Origin of the sequence: Arthrobacter sulfonylureivorans, assembly GCF_022637435.1 — a bacterium.
GTDB classification, from domain to species: domain Bacteria; phylum Actinomycetota; class Actinomycetes; order Actinomycetales; family Micrococcaceae; genus Crystallibacter; species Crystallibacter sulfonylureivorans.
The window spans coordinates 3,896,977-3,921,390 of sequence record NZ_CP093326.1 but is presented as its reverse complement, the minus strand read 5'-3'; the positions used below and the strand labels follow the sequence as shown (position 1 = coordinate 3,921,390).

Annotated in this window: 22 protein-coding genes; 9 read left to right on the top strand and 13 right to left on the bottom strand. The window is 66.8% G+C overall.

Annotated features, from left to right (window positions below; genetic code table 11):
• Positions 1–178 precede the first annotated feature (178 nt).
• From uriH to MNQ99_RS18010, 3 genes are read left to right on the top strand one after another with little or no spacing between them, the layout of a single operon-like run.
• Positions 179–1,225 carry a uridine-preferring nucleoside hydrolase UriH gene (gene uriH / locus MNQ99_RS18020; protein ID WP_241913955.1) on the top strand — a complete coding sequence of 349 codons (1,047 nt, stop codon included), beginning with the start codon at positions 179–181 and terminating at the stop codon, positions 1,223–1,225.
• Positions 1,222–2,646 (top strand): uridine transporter UriT, encoded by a 1,425-nt coding sequence (gene uriT / locus MNQ99_RS18015; protein ID WP_241913954.1) that lies wholly within the window; start codon positions 1,222–1,224, stop codon positions 2,644–2,646. Before uriH ends, uriT begins: the two co-directional genes overlap by 4 nt.
• Positions 2,643–3,602, top strand: a complete 960-nt coding sequence (locus MNQ99_RS18010) for a ribokinase (RefSeq protein ID WP_241913953.1) — start codon at positions 2,643–2,645, stop codon at positions 3,600–3,602. Before uriT ends, MNQ99_RS18010 begins: the two co-directional genes overlap by 4 nt.
• A 246-nt stretch (positions 3,603–3,848) precedes the next feature.
• On the opposite strand, the gene MNQ99_RS18005 is transcribed toward MNQ99_RS18010, so the two are convergent.
• Genes MNQ99_RS18005 through MNQ99_RS17995 form a run of 3 tightly spaced genes read right to left on the bottom strand, consistent with a single transcriptional unit; the run spans position 3,849 to position 7,731 of the window.
• Positions 3,849–5,927 carry a xanthine dehydrogenase family protein molybdopterin-binding subunit gene (locus MNQ99_RS18005; RefSeq protein ID WP_241913952.1) on the bottom strand — a complete coding sequence of 693 codons (2,079 nt, stop codon included), beginning with the start codon at positions 5,925–5,927 and terminating at the stop codon, positions 3,849–3,851.
• Positions 5,924–7,000, bottom strand: a complete 1,077-nt coding sequence (locus tag MNQ99_RS18000; protein ID WP_241913951.1) for an FAD binding domain-containing protein — start codon at positions 6,998–7,000, stop codon at positions 5,924–5,926. The genes MNQ99_RS18005 and MNQ99_RS18000 overlap by 4 nt, the downstream gene beginning before the upstream one ends.
• A complete protein-coding gene (locus tag MNQ99_RS17995; RefSeq protein WP_422387474.1) occupies positions 6,997–7,731 on the bottom strand; it encodes a (2Fe-2S)-binding protein in 735 nt (244 codons plus the stop codon). The genes MNQ99_RS18000 and MNQ99_RS17995 overlap by 4 nt, the downstream gene beginning before the upstream one ends.
• A gap of 358 nt (positions 7,732–8,089) precedes the next feature.
• Here MNQ99_RS17995 and MNQ99_RS17990 point away from each other — a divergent pair, with 358 nt between their 5' ends.
• A complete protein-coding gene (locus MNQ99_RS17990) occupies positions 8,090–8,785 on the top strand; it encodes a hypothetical protein (RefSeq protein WP_241913950.1) in 696 nt (231 codons plus the stop codon).
• Between the two features lie 27 nt (positions 8,786–8,812).
• A complete protein-coding gene (locus MNQ99_RS17985; protein WP_241913949.1) occupies positions 8,813–9,028 on the top strand; it encodes a Link domain-containing protein in 216 nt (71 codons plus the stop codon).
• Between the two features lie 123 nt (positions 9,029–9,151).
• On the opposite strand, the gene purL is transcribed toward MNQ99_RS17985, so the two are convergent.
• Genes purL through purS form a run of 3 tightly spaced genes read right to left on the bottom strand, consistent with a single transcriptional unit; the run spans position 9,152 to position 12,614 of the window.
• A complete protein-coding gene (gene purL / locus MNQ99_RS17980) occupies positions 9,152–11,560 on the bottom strand; it encodes a phosphoribosylformylglycinamidine synthase subunit PurL (protein ID WP_241913948.1) in 2,409 nt (802 codons plus the stop codon).
• Positions 11,560–12,342 carry a phosphoribosylformylglycinamidine synthase subunit PurQ gene (purQ, locus tag MNQ99_RS17975; protein ID WP_127515448.1) on the bottom strand — a complete coding sequence of 261 codons (783 nt, stop codon included), beginning with the start codon at positions 12,340–12,342 and terminating at the stop codon, positions 11,560–11,562. The genes purL and purQ overlap by 1 nt, the downstream gene beginning before the upstream one ends.
• The gene (gene purS / locus MNQ99_RS17970; protein ID WP_127515450.1) at positions 12,342–12,614 is read right to left on the bottom strand and encodes a phosphoribosylformylglycinamidine synthase subunit PurS; all 273 of its coding nucleotides are present in this window, start codon (positions 12,612–12,614) and stop codon (positions 12,342–12,344) included. The genes purQ and purS overlap by 1 nt, the downstream gene beginning before the upstream one ends.
• A 223-nt stretch (positions 12,615–12,837) precedes the next feature.
• Between purS and MNQ99_RS17965 the strand changes: the two genes are divergently transcribed.
• Positions 12,838–13,005 carry a hypothetical protein gene (locus MNQ99_RS17965; RefSeq protein ID WP_241913947.1) on the top strand — a complete coding sequence of 56 codons (168 nt, stop codon included), beginning with the start codon at positions 12,838–12,840 and terminating at the stop codon, positions 13,003–13,005.
• A gap of 35 nt (positions 13,006–13,040) precedes the next feature.
• Here the strand turns inward: MNQ99_RS17965 and MNQ99_RS17960 are convergent, their stop codons facing one another.
• The 3 genes from MNQ99_RS17960 to MNQ99_RS17950 all read right to left on the bottom strand — a co-directional run bounded on the left by MNQ99_RS17960 (position 13,041) and on the right by MNQ99_RS17950 (position 15,378).
• Positions 13,041–13,604: a DUF3237 domain-containing protein gene (locus MNQ99_RS17960; RefSeq protein ID WP_241913946.1), complete on the bottom strand. Its 564-nt coding sequence runs from the start codon at positions 13,602–13,604 to the stop codon at positions 13,041–13,043.
• Between the two features lie 158 nt (positions 13,605–13,762).
• Complete coding sequence (locus MNQ99_RS17955) at positions 13,763–14,344, bottom strand: SSI family serine proteinase inhibitor (protein ID WP_241913945.1); 582 nt, start codon at positions 14,342–14,344, stop codon at positions 13,763–13,765.
• Positions 14,345–14,346: 2 nt separating this feature from the next.
• Positions 14,347–15,378, bottom strand: a complete 1,032-nt coding sequence (locus tag MNQ99_RS17950) for a 3-methyladenine DNA glycosylase (RefSeq protein ID WP_241913944.1) — start codon at positions 15,376–15,378, stop codon at positions 14,347–14,349.
• Positions 15,379–15,711: 333 nt separating this feature from the next.
• Here MNQ99_RS17950 and MNQ99_RS17945 point away from each other — a divergent pair, with 333 nt between their 5' ends.
• The gene (locus MNQ99_RS17945) at positions 15,712–18,891 is read left to right on the top strand and encodes a S8 family serine peptidase (RefSeq protein WP_241913943.1); all 3,180 of its coding nucleotides are present in this window, start codon (positions 15,712–15,714) and stop codon (positions 18,889–18,891) included.
• A 139-nt stretch (positions 18,892–19,030) separates the two neighbouring features.
• Here MNQ99_RS17945 and MNQ99_RS17940 read toward each other — a convergent pair whose 3' ends face one another.
• Positions 19,031–19,498: a MarR family winged helix-turn-helix transcriptional regulator gene (locus MNQ99_RS17940; protein ID WP_241913942.1), complete on the bottom strand. Its 468-nt coding sequence runs from the start codon at positions 19,496–19,498 to the stop codon at positions 19,031–19,033.
• 93 nt (positions 19,499–19,591) lie between these two features.
• On the opposite strand from MNQ99_RS17940, the gene MNQ99_RS17935 reads away from it, so the two are divergent.
• Positions 19,592–19,804: a hypothetical protein gene (locus MNQ99_RS17935; protein WP_127515459.1), complete on the top strand. Its 213-nt coding sequence runs from the start codon at positions 19,592–19,594 to the stop codon at positions 19,802–19,804.
• Positions 19,805–19,916: 112 nt separating this feature from the next.
• On the opposite strand, the gene MNQ99_RS17930 is transcribed toward MNQ99_RS17935, so the two are convergent.
• Both MNQ99_RS17930 and MNQ99_RS17925 read right to left on the bottom strand, forming a co-directional pair.
• Complete coding sequence (locus MNQ99_RS17930) at positions 19,917–21,113, bottom strand: integrase catalytic domain-containing protein (protein WP_241913632.1); 1,197 nt, start codon at positions 21,111–21,113, stop codon at positions 19,917–19,919.
• A 186-nt stretch (positions 21,114–21,299) separates the two neighbouring features.
• Positions 21,300–22,496 (bottom strand): integrase catalytic domain-containing protein, encoded by a 1,197-nt coding sequence (locus tag MNQ99_RS17925; RefSeq protein WP_241913632.1) that lies wholly within the window; start codon positions 22,494–22,496, stop codon positions 21,300–21,302.
• A 213-nt stretch (positions 22,497–22,709) separates the two neighbouring features.
• Between MNQ99_RS17925 and MNQ99_RS17920 the strand changes: the two genes are divergently transcribed.
• Entirely contained in the window at positions 22,710–22,901 is a 192-nt protein-coding gene (locus MNQ99_RS17920) for a hypothetical protein (protein ID WP_241913941.1), read from the top strand.
• Between the two features lie 147 nt (positions 22,902–23,048).
• On the opposite strand, the gene MNQ99_RS17915 is transcribed toward MNQ99_RS17920, so the two are convergent.
• Positions 23,049–24,335: an aspartate kinase gene (locus MNQ99_RS17915; RefSeq protein WP_241913940.1), complete on the bottom strand. Its 1,287-nt coding sequence runs from the start codon at positions 24,333–24,335 to the stop codon at positions 23,049–23,051.
• Positions 24,336–24,414: the final 79 nt, after the last annotated feature.

Sequence of the window (24,414 nt, the reverse complement as noted above, 5' to 3'; positions counted from 1 at the left end):
GGCGCTGGGGAGGGCGGGCGGAATCCATGAGCCCATGATAAGCACCTTCAGGGACCACAAGGCATCAAGCGCTTGACTCACGTTCACGTCAAGCGTTTGACGTGAATCGGGGAGGGGTGTCACACTTCCTGTGACTGAATCCCGCTGCGGCGGACCCCCAATGACGTGGAGAGAAAACATGGACGCCACTTCCGCGACGCCTGGACCGAAGAAGATCATCCTGGACTGCGATCCAGGGCACGACGACGCCGTGGCGCTGCTCCTGGCCCACGGCAACCCGGACATCGAGCTGCTCGCCGTCACCACCGTTGTCGGCAACCAGACCCTGGCAAAGGTCACCAAGAACGCTCTGGCCGTAGGGACCATCGCAGGCATCACCGGTGTCCCGTTCGCCGCCGGCTGCGACCGCCCGCTCGTGCGCACCATCGAAACCGCGCCGGACATCCACGGCGAGTCCGGCATGGACGGCCCCGCGCAGCCGGAGTCCACCATTGAACTGGACCCGCGCCACGCCGTTGATCTCATCATCGACACGATCATGGCGCACGAACCCGGCACCGTGACCCTGGTCCCGACCGGCGGCCTGACCAACATCGCGATGGCCGCCCGCAAGGAGCCGCGCATCGTCGAGCGGGTCAAGGAAGTCGTGCTGATGGGCGGCGGCTACCACGTGGGCAACTGGTCCGCCGTGGCCGAATTCAACATCATGATCGACCCCGAGGCCGCCCACATCGTCTTCAACGAGAAGTGGCCCGTGGTCATGGTGGGACTGGACCTCACACACCAGGCGCTGGCCACCCCCGAAGTTGTCGAGCAGATCGAGGCCGTCGGCACCGGTCCGGCCCGCTTTGTCCGCGAACTGATGGACTTCTTCGCCCAAACCTACAAGGACGCACAGGGCTTCGACTACCCGCCGGTCCACGATCCGTGCGCCGTCGCCTACGTCATCGACCCCACCGTCATGACAACCCGCAAGGTCCCGGTCGACATCGAATTGCAGGGCAAGCTGACCCTCGGCATGACCGTCGCTGACTTCCGCATGCCCGCACCGGACGACTGCCACACCTCTGTGGCCGTGGATCTTGACCGCACCAAGTTTTGGAACCTGGTTACCGATGCGCTGGTCCGGATCGGCGAGGTAGACCTTGGAACCGCCGCCACCACCAAAACGACGGCGGCACCCACCTCCGCGGCGCCCGGCACCACTGGGGTGGCAGCGAAATGAGCGCCGTTCTCCACGAAGCCAAGGCGACCCGCAGCGGCACCACCGCCCTGATGGTCGCCCTGCTGACGGCCTGCGTGGCCTTCCAGCTCAATGCCTCCATGCTCAGCCCTGCTCTGGTCACCATGGGGGAGGAACTGCAGACCGACCAGGCCGCGATCGGCCTGTCCCAGACCTGGTTCTTCACCACAGCCGCGCTGTTCTCCCTGTTCCTGCCCCGGCTGAGCGATATTGTCGGCCGCAAGCGGATCCTCGTCGGGATGATGCTGCTGACGGCCGCCGGCTCCGTGATCGCCGCGCTTGCCCCGGACGTTACGTGGCTCTTCGTGGGCCGGATCATCCAGGGCGCCAGCGGCCCCACCGTGCCGCTGTGCCTGATCATGCTGCGCACCGCCGTGCCCAACCTGCGCACCTACGGCACGCTAATGGGCGTCATCCTCGCGGTCAACGGCGGCGTGGCCGGCGTCGATTCCTTCCTCGGCGGTTACATGGCCGAGCACTACGGCTTCCGCAGCATCTTCTGGTTCATGGTGGTCCTCGGCGTGATCGCCGCGGTCCTCGTCGCTCTCCTGACGCCCGAGAGCAAACCGCAGGCCGGGACGCGGATGGACTGGACCGGCGTCGTCTATATTGTTGTCGCAGTCGGTGCCCTGCTCACCGCGCTGAACGAGGCGGCCAAGCTGGTCGGCGGGTTCTCCAGGGGGACCCTGGTCCTCTCGCTGGTGCTGATCGCCGTGGCCGCCGCCGCGTTCGCCGCCTTCTGGGCCACAGAAAAGCGCGCGAAGCAGCCGATGGTCGAGATTGTCCATCTGCGCCAGCGCTCCACGTGGGCGCCGCTGCTGACCACGGTCCTGACCATGACCGGAATCTTCGCCGTCATCAATGGGATTGTCCCCGCCTACGTACAGGCCGCCGCACCCGGCTTCGGCATCGGCGCCACCGAAACGGCGCTGCTCATCCTGACCCCCTACGCGCTGCTGGGCTGGGTCTTCGGCCCGATCAGCGGACGGCTCGCCCCGGTACTGGGCTACACCAATGTGCTGCGCATCGGCATGATCGGCAGCATCGTCTCCTTGGTCATCATTGTGCTGTTCGGCCTGAACAGCCTGCCGCTGATGGTCGCCGGCACTGCGCTGCTCGGCATCACGTACGCCGGCACCGCGAACATCATGCTCAACGGGCTCGGCGTGGTGCTCTCGCCCCCGGGCAACCCCGGTTTCCTACCGGGAATGAACGCCGGAGCCTTCAACCTCGGCGCCGGGCTGAGCTTCCTGGTGCTGCCGGCGGTGCTCGTGGGCACCTCGGCGCTGGGCGACCGCGCCTCTTACCTTACGGTGGTGGTGGTCGGCCTGGTCATCACGGTCGCGGCCTTCGCCGCCTCGCTGCTGATCCCCAAGCCCGTCGATGCCGAGGTGGAAAAGTGAATCCGCAGGCCGGACGCATCGTCGTCGTTGGTTCGCTGAACGCGGACCTGACCATCTACACCGAGCGGCTGCCCAACCCCGGCGAAACCCTTCACGGCGAAGGCTTCGCCGTGAACCCGGGCGGCAAGAGCGCCAACCAGGCCGTGGCCGCTGGCCGGCTGGGCGGCAACGTCGCCCTGATCGGCGCCGTGGGCGAGGACTCCAACGGGGACATGCTGCTGGCCTCCGTTGCAGGGGCCGGCGTGGACGTTTCCCGCGTGCGCCGCGCCGCCGACGTCGAGACCGGCGTCGCCGTCATTACCGTTGACGCAGCGGGGGAGAACAGCATCGTCATTTCCCCTGGCGCTAACGGCACCGTAGTTCCGGATGACGTAGTCGCAGCCAGGGACGTGTTCGATGGCGCCGCCGTGGTTTGCCTCTGCCTCGAGGTCGGCCTGGACGCCGTGGAGGCGGCAGCAAGATTGGGGCACGACGCCGGAGCAACAGTGCTGCTCAACCTCTCGCCTTACGCGCCCGTGCTGCAAAGCCTGGCCGAACTCATTGACGTCCTGCTGGTCAACGCGCACGAGGCTTCGCAGTTCCTCGGCGGCGCCGAAATGCCCGGCGCCAATGCCGACGTTGCCGACTGGGAGCAGGTGCGCTTGAAGTTTGCGGCTCAGGGGCTGGACCGCGCCGTGGTCACCCTGGGCGTCAACGGCTCCATCGTGCTGGATTCGCATGCCGAGGAGGGGCGTCGAATCACCCGGATCGCCCCCACCAAGGTTGACGCCGTGGACACCACCGGCGCCGGCGACGCCTTCACCGGGGCCCTCGCGGCAGGGCTTGCCGCAGGGGAGGCCCTGGCCGAGGCGGCGGCGTTCGCTTCGGTCGCTGCTGCTCTAGCTGCCACGAAGAGGGGAACCCAGGCCGCCTATCCGCGACTGGCAGACGTGGATCGTCTGCGGCCTGGCGCCTGACGTCCAGAGGCCGAACGCGACGTACAAACGAACGGCGCGGTGCACCGGAAGGTGCGCCGCGCCGTCGTCGTTGGTGAGATCTTCTCATCCTGCCGGGTCTCCATGCGGCCGCAAGCGGCCTTAGTCGACCACCGGGACGCGGGGCGGCCTAGCCTTACCCGACTACCGGGACGCGGGGCGGCCTAGCCTTACCCGACTACCGGGACGCAGGGCGGCCTAGCCTTACCCGACTGCCGGGACGCAGCCTCAGGTCAGGAACTTGTCTGCGGTCAGCGGCAGATCACGGACGCGGATGCCGGTGGCGTTGTAGGCCGCATTGGCCACTGCCGCGGCCGCCCCGACGATGCCGATCTCGCCGATCCCGCGTGCCCCCAGCGGGCCGGCGTGCTCGTCGACTTCCTCCAGCCAGAACGCTTCCAGCTGTCGGATGTCCGCATGGGACGGCACGTGGTACTCGGCGAAGTCGTGATTCACGATCATCCCGAACCGCTCGTCCATCACGCTCTGCTCGTGCAGCGCCATGCCGATGCCCATGGTCATGCCTCCCAAAAACTGGGACCGGGCGGTGCGCGGGTTGATGATCCGGCCGGCGGAATAGACCCCCAGCATCCGCGACACCCGGATCTCGCCGCTGTCCGCGTGCACCTGGACCTCGGCGAACTGGGCGCCGAAGGAATGCAGCGCGTAGTTTTTGCCGGCCGGGTTCCTCTCGCCGTCGCCCTCCGAGGTGTCCTCGGCGGAGGGGAACCCGCCGTGTTCCTTGCGGAACATTTGGGCCGCGCCGATGATCGCCGAGCCCCAGCTGGCCGTCCCGGTGGAGCCGCCCGCAACGGTGGCCACCGGCAGGTCAGTGTCGCCGATCTGCAGCCGGACCTGTTCCGGGCCGCATTCCAGCGCCTCCGCGGCAATCTGGGTCAGTGCCGTCCAGGCACCGGTGCCCAGGTCCACGGCGCCGATCTGCACCTCGTAGAAGCCTTCCCCCGTGAAGCGGATCCGTGCGGTGTTCGCCGGCTGCCGCCGCGCCGGATAGGTGGAGGCAGCCACGCCGATCCCGGTCCGCCAGCCGTCCACCAGCACCGTTCCCGGTTGCGCATTGCGCCGCTCCCAGCCGAACCGGCGGGCACCCTCGCGCAGGCAGGCCAACAGGTGCCTGCTGGCGAACGGCTTGCCGGTTTCCGGATCGATGGCCGGTTCGTTCCGCACACGCAGCTCGATCGGGTCGATCCCGCATGCCTCGGCGAGTTCGTCCATGGCCACTTCCAAGCCGAACGAGCCCGGGCACTCGCCCGGCGCCCGCATCCAGGACGGCACCGGGACATCCAGGGACGCCAGCCGGTGGGTGGTGCGGCGGTGGTCGGCCGAGTACATCATCCGCGATATCCCCGCGGTCTGCTCGGCGAATTCCTTGATCGCCGACGTCTGCTCCACCACGTCGTGCGTCAGCACGGAAATCCGCCCGTCCGGACTGGCGCCCAGCTGCAGCCGCTGGATGGTCGGCGTGCGGTAGCCGGCCAGGAAGAACATCTGTTGCCGGGTCAGCGCGTACTTCACCGGCCGGCCGCCGGTGACCTTCGCGGCCAGCGCGGTCAGCACCACGTGCGCATGCGGCAGCCCCTTGGAGCCGAAGCCACCGCCCACATGCGGCGCAACCACACGGATCTGCTCCACCTCCACGTCGAAGAGCGGCGCCAGCGTCTTGCGCGCGTTGTGCACCGCCTGCGTCGAGTCGAACACCAGCAGCCGGTCGCCTTCCCACTGCGCCACGGTGGTGTGCGGTTCCATCGGATTGTTGTGCTCGGCCGGGGTTGTGTAGGTGCGGTCAACAACGACGGCGGCGCTCGCCAAGGCGGCGTCCGGGTCTCCCGCCTGGGTGTCGGTCTCGAGCCCGGCGTTAATCTGCTCCGGTTTGTAGAGGTCCTCGTGGTCCGCACGCAGCGCCGCGTGGTGCGGTTCTTGGTGGTACTGCACGCGGACCCGGGCTGCTGCTTCGCGGGCGGCCTCGGGCGAATCGGCCACCACGGCCGCAACGAACTGCCCGCGGAAGCCTACTTCGTCCGACTGCAGCACGGCCAGTTCCTTGTCCGCGGCGTTGGCCAGCCGCGGAGCGTTCAGATGTGTGAGTACCGCGACCACGCCGTCCATCGTTTCGGCCGCGGCCGTGTCGATGGCGGTGATCCGGCCGCGGGCAATCGTGGATTGGACGGGGTACAGGTAGGTGGGGTTCTCCGCCGGGTGCTCGTAGGCGTACGGGGCTAGGCCGAGGACCTTGGCCCGGCCGTCGACCCGCTCCAGATCCAGTCCGGTGGCTGCGGGCTGCACGCTCATGGCCGGTCCTCTCCGCCGGAAGCCGGAGCCCCCACCCCGCCGCCGCTCTGGTCCTCTCCGCACAGTTCCCGCAGCACGGACACCACGGTGTTGCGGACCATCGTCACCTTGAACGCGTTGTCCGGCAGCGGGACCGCATGCTGCAGTTCCGCGTCGATGGCCCGCCGGAACTTTTCCTCGGTGGCCGGCTGCCCACGCAGCGCCTCCTCGGCGAACGTGGCGCGCCAAGGCTTGTGCGCCACGCCGCCCAAGGCAAGCCGCACTTCAGCGATTTTCGGAGGGGAAGCCGGACCATCGCCGTCGTCGGTTTCAGTGGGCTCTTCGAGCCGCAGCACGGCAGCCACGGACACCAGGGCGAAGGCGTAGGACGCCCGGTCGCGCACCTTCCGGTAGGCCGATCGTGTCCCCTCCGGCAGCGGAGGCAGCACCACCGCGGTGATCAGCTCACCGTGTTCCAGCACCGTGTCGCGCTGCGGCTGATCGTGGGGGAGCCGGTGGAAGGAGTGCAGGCCCACGCTGCGGTCGCCGGACGGCCCCAGGATCTCCACCCGGGCATTCAGCGCCGCCATCGCCACCGCCATGTCCGAGGGATGCACGGCCACACAGTCCATCGAGGCGCCGAGGATGGCGTGGTAGCGGGTGTAGCCCTCCAGCGCGGAGCAGCCGGAGCCGGGGGTGCGCTTGTTGCACGGAGTAGTGACGTCCTGGAAGTAGACGCAGCGGGTGCGCTGGAGCAGGTTGCCGCCGGTGGTGGCCGCGTTGCGCAGCTGCCCGGAGGCGCCGGAGAGCAGCGCCTGCGAGAGCACCGGGTAGCGCTGGCGGACCAAGGGGTGGGCGGCGAGGTCGCTGTTCGGGACGGTCGAGCCCAGGCGCAGGCCGCCGTCGTCGGTGCCTTCGATCTTGTCCAGCGGCAGGTGCGAAATGTCCACCAGTTGCTCGGGCGCGGCGATGCCCAGCTTCATGTGGTCCACCAGGTTGGTGCCGCCGGCCAGGAAGGCGGCGGCTGGATTGCCGGCGACGGCGGCGACCGCCTCCGGCGGGCTGGCGGCGCGGGCGTAGTCGAAGGGCTTCATCCGGGCTGCCCCGTTTCGCCGGAGGGACGGTTCATTCCGGACTGGCTCTCTCCACCAGCGATCTGGCCGGTTCCGGACCCGGCGGGCTGGTTCATTCCGTTCGCGGGCTGTGAAATGGCCGAGTCGGTCGCAGGACGGCCGGTGTGTCCACTGACCTGATCGCCCTCAAGGGCCTGGCGGATGGCGGCCACGATGTTCACGTAAGCCCCGCAGCGGCACAGGTTCCCGCTCATCCGCTCGCGGATCTCGTCGTCGGGCAGTTCAGGGGATTGCGTGGCCCTGGAACCGCTCGTTGTCCCTTCCGGGCTGCCACCCGCGGTCCCGGGTGGGGATCCATCGGCGCGGTTGCCGGTGACGTAGCTGGGGTCGCCGCGGGCGGCTTCGTCCAGCATGCCGACGGCGGAGCAGATCTGCCCCGGGGTGCAGTAGCCGCACTGGAAGCCGTCCTGGTCCAGGAACGCCTGCTGAACCGGATGCAACTCGCCCTCGGAGGCCAGACCAGCGGCCGTGACAATGCTGGCCCCGTCCTGGGCCACTGCGAAGACCAAGCAAGAGTTGATCCGCCGGCCGTTGAGCAGCACCGTGCAGGCACCGCATTGGCCGTGATCGCAGCCCTTCTTCGGCGAGTAGATGCCCAGCCGGTCGCGCAGCGTGTCGAGCAGCGTGGTGCGCGTGTCCAAGATGACGGTGGTGGCGCGGCCGTCCACCTGCAGCGAGATTTCGGCGTCCATCGGTTACCTCCGGCGTCCGAGTCCTCCATCAGGATCCTGCTGTCCACCAATATCGACTCTTCAGCAGACGGGGTTTCCAACTCCGAGAAGGCCGCCTGTTGAATGGTCGTTGGGGAAGCAGGCTTTGCTTTGCTCGCAACTTATAAGAGTCCATCCCGGGCCACAACCCCTCGCAGCTCCGTCGGTGGCACCTGTGGGCCAAACAGGGATGTTGCCGGGTAGTGTCCATCTCACCGGCCTAGCCCCCCAACGACTGTACTGATATGGCCCATTTGTACGCGGCCACTGGGCCTTATCGGTACAGTCGTTTGGCTGTGGAAAACCCGTTGAGTCCTGTCCCGATGGGCCATGATGAAATATGCCCGGTCCATCCCAACTGCCGCGCGGCATGACCGCATCGTCTTTCCTCAAGGGTGTCGCTTTGGCGGCGGGCATGAGCCCGAAACAACTGCGCGGGGCCAGATTCAGTACTCCTAGCCGCGGCATCCGCATCCCGCGGCGGGAGGACCTGACCTTGGCCGCCCGGGTCAGGGCAGCTTCGTGGATCACCGAAAAGGCAGCGATCTCGCACAGCACCGCAGCGAGGCTGTGGGGCTTTCCCCTGCCGGCATGGATGGAGGAGGGCGAATCGGTCCACGTGACTCGTCCGGCCGGTGCGGGGGCCATTCGGCGCAAGGGGATCACAGGGCACCGGGCGGAACTGCGTTCGGCCGAAGTGGTCGTTGAGCGGGGAGTCAGAGTCACCTCGCGAGTCAAGACCTGGTTGGACCTCGCCGCTGAGCTCCCGGTCGACGAACTGGTGGTGATTGGAGACTATCTGGTTCGGGCTCCCCGGCCTCGGCTGGAGTCGCGTAGGAAGGCGTACGCCGACATCGGCGACTTGCGGATGATCATCCTGGAGCACAAAGGCAAACGCGGGATCGCGCGGGCAAGTGAGGCGGTTGAACTGATACGGGTTGGCGCGGATTCGGCACCGGAAACCCGGTTGCGTTTGGCGCTTCTGCGAGCCGGACTGCCCGAACCCGAACTGAACCTGCCATTGATCGATGACTGATATGGGGTCGCCTGGCACGAGCCAGACATGCAGTACCGCCTGGACAAGATCGCCATTGAGTACGAGGGCGCCCACCACAGGTCGGCCGAACAACTGGAACGGGACATCGTGCGCGGCGAGAACACGGCAGCAGCGGGATGGTTGGAACGCCGCATCAGCAGGGCTGACATGCGCGACGGCGCCATCGGAGCTGTCACCAAGATTCGCAAGGTTTTGCTGGAGCGGGGATGGCGGCCCAGCTAAACCCAGTGGCCCATCCAAGAAACGACTGTACCGATGGGGCCCACCTTCCGCGGGGAAAGGGGCCACATCGGTACAGTCGATGCGGAGAGCGCTGTGGCTACTCGGTGGAAGCAGCTCGGGAATCTACGCGAAGTACTTCGGCAGTGTTGCTTCGTGAGCTTCCTTCAGTTCGGCCAGCGGCACGGAGAATTCGCTCTGGAAGTCCAATGCGCCGTTCTCGGTATCCACCACGCCGATGCGCATGAACGGGAAGCCCCGCGCGCCGCACATGTCCTTGAAGCGCACTTCTTCGCTGCGGGCCACCGACACGACGGCGCGTGCCTGGGACTCGCTGAACAGCAGCGTGAACAGGTCCACCCCGTCGCGCTCGCAGACCTCGCCCAGGCCGATCCGGGCACCGACGCCGAAGCGCAGGGCCATCTCGGACAGCGCGGCGGCCAGTCCGCCTTCGGAGATGTCATGCGCCGCGTCGATCATGCCGTCGCGGGAGGCATTGATCAGCAGCTCGCCCAACAGCTTCTCCGCGGCCAGGTCCACTGCCGGGGGCTTGCCGCCCAGGTGTCCGCGCAGGTTGGCCCATTCGGAGCCGTCCAGCTCGTCGCGGGTGGTGCCCATCAGGTAAATCGCCTGACCGTCCTCGCGCCAGCCCGACGGCGTGCGGCGTGCGACGTCGTCGAACCTGCCGAGCATGGCCACGACCGGAGTCGGGTGGATCGGGGTGGAGCCGGTCTGGTTGTAGAGCGAGACGTTGCCGCCGGTGACCGGGACGCCCAGTTCCATGCAGCCGTCGGAGAGGCCGCGGATGGCTTCGGCCAGCTGCCACATGACATCCGAGTCTTCGGGGGAGCCGAAGTTCAGGCAGTCGGACACGGCCATCGGCACCGCACCCGTGGTGGCCACGTTCCGGTAGGACTCCGCCAAGGCCAGCTGCGCGCCCCGATACGGATCCAGGTAGGTGTAGCGGCCGTTCGCGTCGGTGGCCAGTGCCACGCCGAGGCCGGTCTGCTCGTCCACCCGGACCACGCCGGCGTCGTCGGGCATGGCCAGTGCGGTGTTGCCGCCCACATAGCGGTCGTACTGGTTGGTCACCCAGTCCTTCGAGCACATGTTCGGCGAGGCCATCAGTTCCAGCACCGCCGCCTTCAGGTCCTCGGCGCTGGCCGGGAGGTCGGCGCCGGCCGCGGAGGCGCGGAAGCTGGCTGCCTGGAGCTTGTCCTGCCATTCCGGACGCGCGTAGGGGCGGTTGTAGACCGGACCCTCGTGCGCGACGGTGCGCGGGTCGACGTCGACAATGGTTTCGCCGTCCCACTTGATGACCAGGCGGCCGGTGTCGGTCACCTCGCCGAGCCAGGAGTATTCCACGGCCCACTTGGCCATAACCGCCTCAAAGGCTTCGACGTTCTCCGGCGAGACCACGGCCATCATGCGTTCCTGCGACTCGGACATCAGGATTTCGCCCGGGGTCAGGGTCGGGTCGCGCAGCAGCACCGAGGTCAGCTCAACGTCCATGCCGCCGTCGCCGTTGGAGGCCAGTTCCGAGGTGGCGCAGGAAATGCCGGCCGCACCTAGGTCCTGGATGCCCTCGACCAGGGAGCCCTTGAACAGTTCCAGGCAGCACTCGATCAGCACCTTCTCCGCGAACGGGTCGCCGACCTGGACTGCGGGACGCTTGGAGGGCTTGGTGTCGTCGAAGGACTCCGAGGACAGGATGGAGGCGCCGCCGATGCCGTCGCCACCGGTGCGTGCGCCGAACAGCACCACCTTGTTGCCCTTGCCGGAGGCGTTGGCCAGCCGGATGTCCTCGTGGCGCATGATGCCCACGGCCAGTGCGTTCACCAGCGGGTTGCCCTGATAGACCGAGTCGAAGACCACCTCGCCGCCGATGTTCGGCAGGCCCAGGGAGTTGCCGTAGCCGCCGATGCCGGCGACCGCGCCGTGGACCACACGGGCGGTGTCCGGGTGGTCGATCGCGCCGAAGCGCAGCGGGTCCATCACAGCCACGGGGCGGGCGCCCATGGAAATGATGTCGCGCACAATCCCGCCGATACCGGTCGCGGCGCCCTGGTAGGGCTCCACCATGGTCGGGGAGTTGTGCGATTCGATCTTGAAGGTCACGGCCCAGCCGTCACCCAGGTCGGTCACGCCGGCGTTCTCGCCGATGCCCACCAGCATGTGCTTCTTCATGTCCTCGGTGACCTTGTCGCCGAACTGGCGAAGGTGGACCTTCGAAGACTTGTAGGAGCAGTGCTCGGACCACATCACCGAGTACATGGCCAGCTCGGCGGCGGTCGGACGGCGGCCCAGCACCTTGACCACCTCGTCGAACTCGTTGCGCTTCAGGCCCAGCTCGGCCCAAGGCATCTCCGTGTCAGGGGTCTGCGCGGCGTGCTCCACGGTATCGATGTTGAACTGGCGTCCCTCGACGCGCTCGACCGCGTCGGCCGCCTGGCCGAAGCTCTGGACGTGTTCATTGCGGACCTCGGCCGGAGTCTCCAGCCGGGTGGCGGCGCTGGTCGGATTCATTTCGGTCATTACTTGGCACCTGCAACAATCTTCGTCAAAACTGAGGTGAAAATGCCCAGGCCGTCGGTGCCGCCGCGCAGTGCGACGTCGCCGAAAGCGGAGGAATCGGGGCCGAAGCCGGCTTCTACGGCGTGCTCGGGGTGCGGCATCAGGCCCACCACGTTTCCGGCAGCATTGCTGATGCCGGCAATATCGCGCCGCGAGCCGTTCGGGTTCACGTCCACGTAGCGGAACACCACGCGGTTCTCCGCTTCCAGTTCGTCCAGTGTCTTCTCGTCCGCGACGTACTGGCCGTCCTGGTTCTTCAGCGGGACCACAATCTCGGCGCCGGCTTCATACTGGCTGGTCCAGGCGGTGGCGTTGTTCTCCACCCGCAGCCGCTGGTCGCGGCAGAGGAAGTGCAGGTGGTTGTTCTTGATCATCGAGCCCGGCAGCAGGTGCGCCTCGGTCAGTACCTGGAAGCCGTTGCAGATGCCCAGCACGGGCAGCGGATAGTGCTTCGCCTTCGCGCCCTCGCTGATCTGGTCCATCAGCGGCGCGAAGCGGGAGATGGCGCCGGCCCGCAGGTAGTCGCCGTAGGAGAAGCCGCCGGGGACGATCACGCCGTCCACGCCCTGCAGGTCGTGGTCGCCGTGCCACAGGCTGACCGCCGTGCCGCCGGCAATCCGGACCGCGCGGGCCGCATCGCGGTCGTCCAACGTGCCGGGGAAAGTGACGACGCCGATGCGCGCACCGGAGAGGCCGGCGTCGGGCGCTGGGGAGAAGTCGCCGATCAGGGGAGTCTCGGTCATTATTCGCCGGCCCCGATGGTCGCCTCGGTGATGACCTCCACCCGCGTGACGTCTTCGATCACCGGGTTGGAGAGCAGCGTGGTGGCGGCATGGCGGGCTTGGTCCAGGATGTCCTGGGTGACCTCGCCGTCGACCACTAGTTCGAAGCGCTTGCCCTGGCGGACCTCGCTGAACCCGGTCTGGCCCAGGCGGTTCAATGCGCCGAGAATGGCTTTGCCCTGCGGATCAAGGATTTCGGGCTTGGGCATGACATCAACAACGATCCGGGGCATCCGGTCACTCCTGTGCTTGGATTGTGCTCTTCAAACGAAGCGAGGCGCGCGGAATCCAGTGCAGTATCAGTCCAACAATCGGTGCCGTCTCACGCTGACCAGCGCTCCGCGAGCTTGCGGGATCCATTCTACCGGCATCCGGAGGCGCGGATTTTACGGGACAACGACGGCGAAAGCGGCCACCACCGTGCCGTTGTTCCGCCGGACTCGTAGCATGAATGTCATGAAGGACAAGCCGCAGTCCATGCTGTTGCCCATCCTGGCCGCCGTCGTGCTGGCCGGTCTCGGGCGGATGGTGATCCAGAAGATCCGGGACGACCGGCGGGCGGCGGGCGCCGCGCGTGAGGACCTCGGTAAAAAGGTGAGCGAAGTCATGCGCGGCCGCCATTGACCGGCACCTTAGGTCGAGTCGGCAACCCCAGGGGCCTAGTCGACCACCCAGATGTCCAGCCGGACCTGGGCGGGGAGTCTGGTGCCGCTGCCCACGAGGATCCGGGACGACAGCCAGCTCCACTCCGGTCCGCCGGCCAGCGCCCGCGGTGAGCAGCGGAAGTAGATGCGCTCCGGCGGAACCGGCTCATTGCGCACCAGGGCGGCGATGTCTTCGGGCGAACCGGTGCGGATGCCGAAGTTGTTGATGTAAATGCGTTCGCCGGAGTCGGTCTCGATGGCGTATTTTGCTTCGAGCTCGGTCATGGTGGATGACCGCAGCAGCTGGAAGTCGGCGCCGCCAGCCAGCACCCGGCCGTTGAGCTGAGGGCCGGAAACGGTGCCGCCGGTGATCGGGATGATGCGCCGTGTGCCCTCGGCGGTTTCGCCGACTTCGATCGGCTCGGCCACTTCTACGGCAATGCTGGCCAGGAACGTCAAGCCCGGGGCGGAGGGTGCTGCCGGCGGGACCTCGGCAGCAGGGGCTGAGGGTGCTTGAGGCCGGACATCGGCTGCCGCGGCGACTGAAGCGGCGGCAGCTCCGGACGGTTGCGTGATCATGACCCGAGACTACCCGCCCACTATTCAGCACCCGCCATTTTCAGCGCTGAGAGGGGCGACTGCTGGATAGTGCATGCAGGTGAATGGACGGGCTGCTGCGGGATAGTGCATGCAGGTGAATGGGACGGGCTGCTGCGGGATAGCGGATCGCCCGTGGATTAGGCCTCCCCGGCTCGGCTGCCGAGCAGGGCTTGCATGCTGTTCCACTCCGAGATCTGGCAGCCGTCGGTCAAGGCGAATTGCTTGTCAACCTCGCGGCCGCTGATCGTGCCGGTGACCCGGGCCTGTTGCGGGCCGCCGTATTGCTGGGTGCAAATGCGGTTGCGGTCGGGCAGTTCGAAGAAGACCTTCTCTCCGTGCTTGGTTAGTGCAGCGCACGCAGCGTCGGCGTCGCGGACGGTGGACCCGTCGGCGGGCTGGTTGTCTTTGCAGACCAACTTCCGCTCGACCCGGGCATCGCTGCCGGCGGAGGTCAGCACGACGGTCAGATCGGCATCCATGGCTGTTCCTTCCTGGGTGTTCGGCGGGGTGGGCTCTGAGGGGGCGGGCTCCGAGGTGCCGGGGGCACCGGGGGAACCTGTCCCGGGGGAGGCTGGAGCCGTGATCCCGGGCGAGGGGGCCGGCTCGTTGCCCGGGCCGCAGGCCGCGAGCGACGGCACGGCGAGCAGGCCGAGGATGAGCGCCGCGGTCCGAAGCCCTCTGGCCCGACGCGGGGCCGAACGTCTTGCTGTGACCGCCATGATCAATCCTCCGCTCTGATGTTCCGAGTGCAGCCGGCCCCATCAAGGTGCTTCTCAAAGCTAACGTCTGCCACGTCGAGGTGGTGCCCGACGCCCACATCTGCCCCGCCGACGAGCAGGTCCAGCGCCTCCAGCAGTCGGCGGCGCAGCACCTGTGCCTCGGCGGCAAAGGCCCGCTGGGCGGCCACATACTGCGCCCGGCCTTCGGTGGTCTCGATCCGCACCGGCTCGTAGCCCCATCCGGACAGGTCGTACGGGGAGGCCTTCATGTCCAGTTCGCGGATCCGCCAGGACAACTCGAAGCAGTCCATCACCAGCTCGCTGGGCAGTGCGGGGGACAGCTTGTACGCCCACTTGTACAGGTCCATGTTGGCGTGCAGGCAGCCGGGCTGTTCCAGCTGCCGCTGGTTCTCGCGGGTGGGCCGCAGCGTGTTCAGCGGAACGGCCTGCGGCGTATAGAAGCGGAAGGCGTCGAAGTGCGAGCAGTTGATCCGGCTGCCCTCCACCACCTGGTCCGTTCCCTCTGCGCCGAGCCGCAGCGCCAGATAGTCATGCCGGACGCCGTTGAGCCGCGACTTGTACGCCATGGCCCACTCGTGCAACCCGAAGCAGCCGAACCGTGCCGGCCGCGCCGCGGCACCGGCCAGGATCTCCCGCGAGAACGCCACCGCGGTTCCCCGCGCCGCAAGGAATGCCTCCGCGTCGACGGTGACGGCACCGCCGTCGTGCTCCAAACCTGCCGAGCGGCCCTCGGCGGCAGTCAGCTCGCGGTAGAACTTCCAGCCCCGGCGCTTGCCGGCTTCGGTGCCGGCCAACACCACGCCCGCTCCCGGGTGCCAGCGCAGCAGCTGGCCCGGCTTCAGGCTGTAGTAGGTGAACAGGAAGTCTTCCACGGGGTGCTTAAGCCCGGCGGAGCGGCGCTGCAGGTACGGTTCGGTGAAACGCCCGGCCCGCTCGGCGTGGGCGCGGGCGCGCGGCAGCCACAGCTCCGGTCCAAGAACCTGGGGCCGGTCAAGGAGGACCTGCTGCGCCATGGCTCCATTGTCCCAGCAGCGGCGGCACTTTGGCACGGGCAAAAGGGCGGCCGCTTATAGCACTGCCGGCCGAAGCCGGAAAGCCCCGGCAGGACTATCGGCCAAGGCGCACCCAAAAAAGGTGAAACAGTTCTTTCAGATCAATCGTTGCGGTATTTTGGTTGCACAGGTGCACCAATGTGGCTGTCGTCACAGTTGGGGGAGGGGGCCGGCTTCGCACGCCGGTACGTCCAATATCCTGCGCGGCCGTTCACTGCGCGGGGTACGGCATTCGGTTGCGCCTGGGGTCGGACCAAAGCGGTCGGGCTCACCGGATGAAAGGCTATACCTCTCATGACCAAGCAAAGCAGCAGCTTTGTGCACAGGCAGGGAATGCGATCTGCCGCAGCACTCGCACTGGGGATACCGTTAATTCTCTCCGGGCTGGCCGGCCCGGCGGCGGCCGCACCCGCCAGTCTCCCGACCACCATCACGTCTAACCCGGATGGACAGCAGGCCATCTATGAGGACGGCCGCTACATTGTGATGCTGGATTCCGCTCCGCTGGCGACCTACGAAGGCGGTGTGGCCGGCATTGGGGCCACCAAGCCCGCCAAAGGCGAGAAGCTGAACGACGGCTCCGCCCATGCCAAGAAGTACCGCGCGCACCTGACCAACAAGCAGGGCGACGTCGCTGCCTCCGAGGGCGTGAAAATCCAGAAGAGCTTCACGACGGCGGTGAACGGCTTCGTGGCCGAGCTGACCGGACTGCAGGCGGCGGAGCTGGCCAAGAAGCCTGGCGTCGTGGCGGTGGCTCCGGACGAGCAGCACCACCCCGACTACTCCAGCACCGGCTACCTGGACCTGCCCGGCCGCGACGGCGTCTGGGCCGAGCAGTACGGCGGCGCGAAGAACGCCGGCAAGGGCACAGTGGTCGGCGTGATCGACACAGGCTACTACCCGGAGAGCGATTTCCTGGCCGGCGAAGAGGTCAAGCCCCTGCGCGGCAAGGCCAAAGTCGGCGAACCGTACCTGACCGCCGATGGCAAGATCGCCATGCTCAAAGCAGACGGCAGCACGTTCCTGGGCGAATGCCAGCCGGGCCAGGAGGGCTCCGGCTTCGACGGCACCGAATGCAACTCCAAGGTGCTCAGCGCCCGCTACTACGCGGACGACTTCCTGCGTACGGTGCCGGCACAGAACCGGAACCCGAAGGAGTCCATCTCCCCGCTGGACATCGCCAGCCACGGCACCCACACCGCCAGCACCGCCGCCGGCAACAGCGGCGTGACGCAGACGGTGGCCGGCCGCGACTTCGGCACCGGCAACGGCGTGGCCCCGGCCGCCAAGGTGTCCGTCTACAAGATCTGCTGGGAGGACAACGACGAGGCCACCGGCGGCTGCTACAGCTCCGCCTCGGTGGACGCGATCGAGCAGGCCATCCTGGACGGCGTCGACGTGCTCAACTACTCCATCTCCGGCAACAACAACTCGGTGCTGGACCCGGTGTCCGTGGCGTTCCTGAGCGCCGCCGAGGTGGGCATCTTCGTTTCCGCCTCCGCCGGCAACGCCGGCCCGGGCCCCACCACCGTCAACCACAGCGCGCCGTGGGTGACCACAGTAGCCGCCAGCACGTTCTCCAACGAACTGCAGGGCACGGTGGAACTCTCCGACGGCACCAAGTACCGCGGCACATCCATCATGAACCGCGAGGTTCCGCAGACCACCCTGGTCCTGTCCGCCGAGGCCGGCGCGGCAGGCGCCACCGCCGACGAGGCGAAGCTCTGCTACCCGGGCAAGCTCGATCAGGCCAAGGTTGAAGGCAAGATCGTGGTCTGCGACCGCGGCGTGAACCCCCGCGCGGACAAGTCCGTGGCGGTGAAGCAGGCCGGCGGCGTCGGCATGGTGTTGGTCAACGTGGTGCCCGGATCGCTCGATCTGGACCTGCACGCCGTGCCCACCGTCCACATCGCCGACCCGTCCATCAAGGACAAGGTGGCCGCGGATCCGACGCTGACCGCTGCGCTGCGCAACAAGGACACCACCGGCCTGGCCCAGAGCCCGGTCCCGCAGATCGCCGCGTTCTCCTCCCGTGGTCCGTCTACAGCGGTCGATTCGAACCTGCTCAAGCCGGACGTAGCCGCCCCGGGCGTTAACGTCCTGGCCGGAGTCTCCCCCGTCCTCGGCGGCGAAACCAACGGCTTCATGTCGGGCACCTCGATGGCCGCCCCGCACGTGGCCGGCCTCGGCGCGCTGCTGCTGGCCGAAAACCCGCGGTGGTCCCCGGCCACGGTGAAGTCGGCGATGATGACCACCGCCGGCGAACTGGTCAACGAGGACGGCTCGGTGAACGAAGATCGCTTCGCCACCGGCGCCGGCCACGTGGACACCGCACGGATGGGCGACCCGGGCCTTGCCTACGACGCCAACGTCGAGGACTGGCTGGGCTTCATCCAGGGCACCGGCCTGGACCTGGGGCTGAAGAAAAAGGACGTCATCCAGTCCAAGGACCTGAACGTTCCGTCCTTCGCGCTCGGGAAGCTGGCCGGCAAGGTCACCGTGGAGCGGACGCTCACCGCATTGGAACCCGGTTCCTACACGGTGGACGTGGACCTGCCCGGTGTGGCCGTCAAGGTCTCGCCCCGGAAGCTGAACTTCACGAAGCCCGGCCAGGAACGCAAGTTCAAGGTCACCTTCCAGAACGTGAACGCACCGCTGGATGAGTTCGCCATGGGCGAGCTGGTCTGGACGGAAGAGGGCAAGCGCGGCAACGGGAAGGGCAGCGGCCGGAGCCAGCACACGGTTGCTTCACCCATCGCCGTCCGGCCGGTCACTGCCGTGGCCCCGGCCAGCGTGGCCTTTACTTCCGACGCCGGCAACGGCACCGGCTCGTTCAAGGTCACCTCGGGCACCAACTCGCCCATCGATCTGGCGGTCGAGGGCCTGGCTAAGGCCAAGGCCGCCGACGTGGAGAAGGCCCCCGGCCAGCCGGCCGTGATCGGTTCCAACGGCAGCACCGGCTTTGCCCCGCAGGAGGTGCCGGAAGGCGCCACCTTGGCGCAGTTCGCCATCAACGCGGCGGATGCTGGAGCGGACTGGGACCTGCACGTGCTCACGCCCGCCGGCACGGTGATCTCTGCCGCCACGGCGTCGGCCAGCGAGTCACTGGTGATCAACAATCCGACGCCGGGCACCTACTATGCCATCGCGCACCTGTTCTCCAGCCCGGACGCCAAGGCCAGCAAGGGAACCATCAACACGGTGGCGCTCAGCGGTGATTCCGGAAACCTCACCGTCAGCCCGGACCCGCTGAACCTGCGCAACGGCAAGACCAGTACGGTGAAGGCAGCCTGGTCCGGCCTGGAGGCCGGCAACTGGGTGGGTCTGGTGCGGTTCAGCGAGGGCATCTCCACGCCGGTGACCGTCAACGTCTCCGGCGACGGCACCGCGGCACAGGAAGTGGCGGCTGAAGGCAGCGCGGTGGTTGTCGAAGGCGGCGCCTCCCCGCAGCCGGGGCAGCGCTCCGGACTGTAGCTAGTTGGTCCCGGGCAACGGGACCTGTAGGAAGGAAGAAGGCGGCCGGTGGATTGAACCACCGGCCGCCTTCGCCGTCCGCACGCGGACCCAACCAGACCTAGCCAGAGCCAGCCAGGCGTTCTGGCGCCTCCGGTCCTCAGCCCGCGTTCTGGTCTCCGGCCTCCCGCGCCGCCGAGATCAGGGCATGCATCGCGGCGTTCAGTTCCCGCAGCTGCTCGCGTTCCAGACCCAGTCGCGCGAGCATGGTTCCCGGCACGGCCAGCGCCTGCTCGCGCAGCGCAACGCCGGCATCCGTCAGGCCAACGGCCAGCGCCCGCTCGTTGCCTTCCATCCGCTCCCGGGTCACCAGACCGGCATGCTCCAGCCGCTTGAGCATGGGGGAGAGCGTAGCCGGTTCCTGCTGCAGCGCCTCGGACAGATCCTTGACCATCCGTGGACTCTGCTCCCACAGCGCCAGCATCACCAGGTACTGCGGGTGGGTGATGCCCAGCTTCTCCAGCACGGGCTTGTAGGAAGCCACCACGCTCCGCGAGGCCAACGACAGCGCGAAACACAGCTGGTGCTCCAGCAGCAGGTCTTCCGTTGTTCCCGCTGTCACGGTCATCACCCCGGTCAGTTAGTGCACTAATTGTTCGTCCCCTATTATGGATACGAACGCCCGCGGAGTCCACCGGGCACCGGAAGAAGGATCACGCACATGACCGAGAAGAAGTCCCGCGTCAACGCGTTCATGCGGGCGACCGGAAAGTTCCGCTGGGTCTTCGGCCCGGCCCAGAAGAGCGGCGTCGACCATCCCATGACCGAGGAAAACAAGGCCCTGCTCAAGCAGCGCGAGGCCGAGGCATCTCAGTGGGAAACGGTCACCCGGGCCGACGGCAGCACCTACATCGTGCCGAAGAAGCGGTCCTAGGGGGCCCGACCGCCCAACGCGCGCCCGGGCAGGCCGTTCTTCTCTCCGGCCCCCGTAGTGCCTCACGTCAATATGCTCGCGAAACGTTCTCTGCGTGCCTCACCTAATCTGCTCACGAAACGCGGTTCCTGAAGGCGAGTGTTTTGGTTTTGGCTGCCTTGATGAGTTCTTGCTGGAGTCTAACGATGTTCCGCGTCAGCCCGGCAGGATTGGTGTTCCTGCGCAGGTCTTCGATCTGTGCGATCTTCTGCGCGGAGAGGACGCCGCTGTCGATGACGCGTTGGAAGGGTGTCTTCGGGGCATCGTAAGTGCGCGTGCTCCGCCCGGATCTGGTGGTGCGCCAGCCGTTGGCCTTCTTGGTCGGCAGGAACAGGTTCTTGCGCAGGTTCACGTAGCCCCAGAGCTCGTTGAGCAGGCTCAGTTCCGCCGGGGTGTCGTAGCGGTAGCGGAAGGCGCTCTTGCGGACGATGTCGCCGTTCTTCTGCTCGACGTGGGCGTTGTCGTTGGACTCATGCGGGCGGGACCGGGTCATGAACAAGGTCCGTTCGGCAGCCCAGCCGACCAGGGCGTGGTTGATGAACTCGCCGCCGTTGTCGCAGTCCAGTCCGGCCATTGGGTACGGCAACCGCTTCGCGACGGTGGTCATGGCCTGAACGACCCATTTATGCGCCCGGTTCTTGATCGCGATGTTCTCGGTCCAGCCGGTGAACACATCGGTCGCGGTCAGGGTGTAGGCGAACTCGCCTTCCAGCGAATGCCCGCAGTGGGCCACCAGATCGATTTCCAGGAAACCGGGGCGCTGTTCCATCTCGTCCAGAGCCTGGCGCACAGGTATCTCCGAACGCAGGAGCGGACCGGGCCTGGTTGATGAAACAGCGTCGGGATACCGGGCGTCCTTGGCCGGCTTCAGCAACCGGTCGATGGTCGCCGCGCTCATGGCCACCAGCTGTCCACGCACATGATCGTTCAGGCGGTCTTCGACCGGTTTCAGCTCGCCGAAACGTTCCAAGGACTCGAGCATGTCAGCCATGATCGGCGCCAGGTATTTGCCGCACGGCTCGCCGGAGAGCGTCCAGACCAGCTGCAGGACTTTCAGGGTGTCGTAGCCGTAGGTCCGCGGTCTGGGCTTCCGCTTCACCGCCGAAGCAGGTCCTTTCCGTTTCCCGGCCGCTTTCAGCTGGCGCCTGGCGTTGGCGCGGGACCAGCCCATCGTCGCGGCGAGCTCGTCAAGGATCCGTCCCTTCTCCTTTTTCGACGCCCGGTCATACTCCCGGGCCTTCTGCTTCGTGATCTCCCGCTTCGTCGCCATCGACAATCCCTGACCCATCCGCCATGGTCCCAGCCGCCCGCCGCTCGGCCCCAGACTTTCGCGAGCATTTCCCAAATGAGGCACGCGCCCCGTTTCGCGAGCACATTAGATGAGTCTCGTCGGCCCCCGTAGTGCCTCACGTCAATATGCTCGCGAAACGTTCTCTGCGTGCCTCACCTAATCTGCTCACGAAACGCGGTTCCTGAAGGCGAGTGTTTTGGTTTTGGCTGCCTTGATGAGTTCTTGCTGGAGTCTAACGATGTTCCGCGTCAGCCCGGCAGGATTGGTGTTCCTGCGCAGGTCTTCGATCTGTGCGATCTTCTGCGCGGAGAGGACGCCGCTGTCGATGACGCGTTGGAAGGGTGTCTTCGGGGCATCGTAAGTGCGCGTGCTCCGCCCGGATCTGGTGGTGCGCCAGCCGTTGGCCTTCTTGGTCGGCAGGAACAGGTTCTTGCGCAGGTTCACGTAGCCCCAGAGCTCGTTGAGCAGGCTCAGTTCCGCCGGGGTGTCGTAGCGGTAGCGGAAGGCGCTCTTGCGGACGATGTCGCCGTTCTTCTGCTCGACGTGGGCGTTGTCGTTGGACTCATGCGGGCGGGACCGGGTCATGAACAAGGTCCGTTCGGCAGCCCAGCCGACCAGGGCGTGGTTGATGAACTCGCCGCCGTTGTCGCAGTCCAGTCCGGCCATTGGGTACGGCAACCGCTTCGCGACGGTGGTCATGGCCTGAACGACCCATTTATGCGCCCGGTTCTTGATCGCGATGTTCTCGGTCCAGCCGGTGAACACATCGGTCGCGGTCAGGGTGTAGGCGAACTCGCCTTCCAGCGAATGCCCGCAGTGGGCCACCAGATCGATTTCCAGGAAACCGGGGCGCTGTTCCATCTCGTCCAGAGCCTGGCGCACAGGTATCTCCGAACGCAGGAGCGGACCGGGCCTGGTTGATGAAACAGCGTCGGGATACCGGGCGTCCTTGGCCGGCTTCAGCAACCGGTCGATGGTCGCCGCGCTCATGGCCACCAGCTGTCCACGCACATGATCGTTCAGGCGGTCTTCGACCGGTTTCAGCTCGCCGAAACGTTCCAAGGACTCGAGCATGTCAGCCATGATCGGCGCCAGGTATTTGCCGCACGGCTCGCCGGAGAGCGTCCAGACCAGCTGCAGGACTTTCAGGGTGTCGTAGCCGTAGGTCCGCGGTCTGGGCTTCCGCTTCACCGCCGAAGCAGGTCCTTTCCGTTTCCCGGCCGCTTTCAGCTGGCGCCTGGCGTTGGCGCGGGACCAGCCCATCGTCGCGGCGAGCTCGTCAAGGATCCGTCCCTTCTCCTTTTTCGACGCCCGGTCATACTCCCGGGCCTTCTGCTTCGTGATCTCCCGCTTCGTCGCCATCGACAATCCCTGACCCATCCGCCATGGTCCCAGCCGCCCGCCGCTCGGCCCCAGACTTTCGCGAGCATTTCCCAAATGAGGCACGCGCCCCGTTTCGCGAGCACATTAGATGAGTCTCGTCGGCCCCTGTTATTCCGTACCGCCCCTCGTTACACTGATGCCACGGATTCTTCTGAGCAAGAGGTGAGTCAGATGGCTGGGAATTCGCGTTTCATGAACCGATTCATGCGTGCCACGGAGAAGGCGGCAAAGGTGTGGGGCCCGGCGGACCGGATCGATGCGGATTCCCCGGTGGTCCACCGGCACGACGCCTCCGAGAAGGCGTCGGAGGAACAATTGTCGCAAATCGAAGTGGAGCGGGAAGCCGGTCACAGCTACGCGTACCGCAGGCCGCACAAGGACTGACGCCGGACTCGGTGCCGCCCGTGCGCGGCACCCCCACACCAATCGAGAAACCAACAGGCGCCCTTCCCAAGGCTGGGAACGGCGCCTGTTGATCAGTTGCTCCGGGTGTCAGGTGAGCCCGGCGGTTAGCTGGCGGGAGGCCGCAGGTCAGCGGCCGGTGCCGCCGTACACGGTGGCTTCTTCATCGGTGTCCAAACCGAACGCGGCGTGCACCGCGCGGACGGCGGTATCCAGCAGATCGGCGTGCGTGACAATCGAGATGCGGATCTCGGAGGTGGAGATCATGTCCACGTTCACGCCGGCCTTGTGCAGCGCTTCGAAGAACTTGTAGGAGACGCCCGGGTTGGAGCGCATGCCGGCGCCAATCAGTGAAAGCTTGCCGACGTTCTCGTTGTAGAGGATGCCCTCGAAGCCCACCACGTCCTGGGCCGCATTGAGCGCGTCCAGGGCCTCTTTGCCTTCCACCATGGGCAGCGTGAAGGAGATGTCCGTCTTACCGGTGCCGCGGGTGGAGATGTTCTGCACGATCATGTCGATGTTCGAGTGCGCGCCGGCGACGATGCCGAAGATTTCCGCGGCCTTGCCGGGGATATCCGGCACGCCCAGGATGGTGACCTTGGCTTCGGAGCGGTCGTGGGCAACGCCGGAGATGATGGGCTGTTCCAAGGGTTCTCCCTCTTGAATCTTGATCTTGTCGTCGGGGCTGGGCAGCACCCAGGTTCCTTCGTTAGTGCTGAAGGATGAGCGCACATGCAGCTTCACACCGAAGCGGCGGGCGTACTCGACGCAGCGCAGGTGCAGGATCTTGGAGCCGGAGGCAGCCATCTCCAGCATCTCTTCGCTGGAGATGGTGTCGATCTTCTTGGCACTGTGCACTACCCGCGGATCAGCGGTATAGATGCCGTCCACGTCCGTGTAGATCTCGCAGACATCGGCGCCCAGGGCAGCCGCCAGCGCCACCGCGGTGGTGTCGGAGCCGCCGCGCCCCAGCGTGGTGATGTCGTTGCTCTCCTGGCTGATGCCCTGGAAGCCGGCCACAATGGCAATGTCGCCTCGTTCAATGGTAGTCAGCACCCGGTGCGGCGAGACGTCAATGATCCGCGCCTTGCCGTGGATGGCATCGGTGACCATGCCGGCCTGGCTGCCGGTGAAGGACTGCGCCCTGGAGCCGAATTCTTGGATCGCCATGGCCAGCAGGGACATGGAGATGCGTTCGCCGGCGGAGAGCAGCATGTCCATTTCACGGGCGCTGCGGTCCGAGGAGATTTGGTTGGCCAGGTCAAGCAGTTCGTCGGTGGTATCCCCCATGGCGGACACGACGACAACCACTTGGTTGCCGGCGGCCTGGGTATCGACCACGCGTTGGGCCACGCGCTTGATCCCCTCGGCGTCCGAGACTGAGGAACCGCCAAACTTCTGCACTATCAGGCTCATGTGGGCTCTAAACAACTCCTGGGTTGGGGCCCGGATCGTGCCACGCGAGGCGGCGACCGGACTCATGGAATGCTGCCGC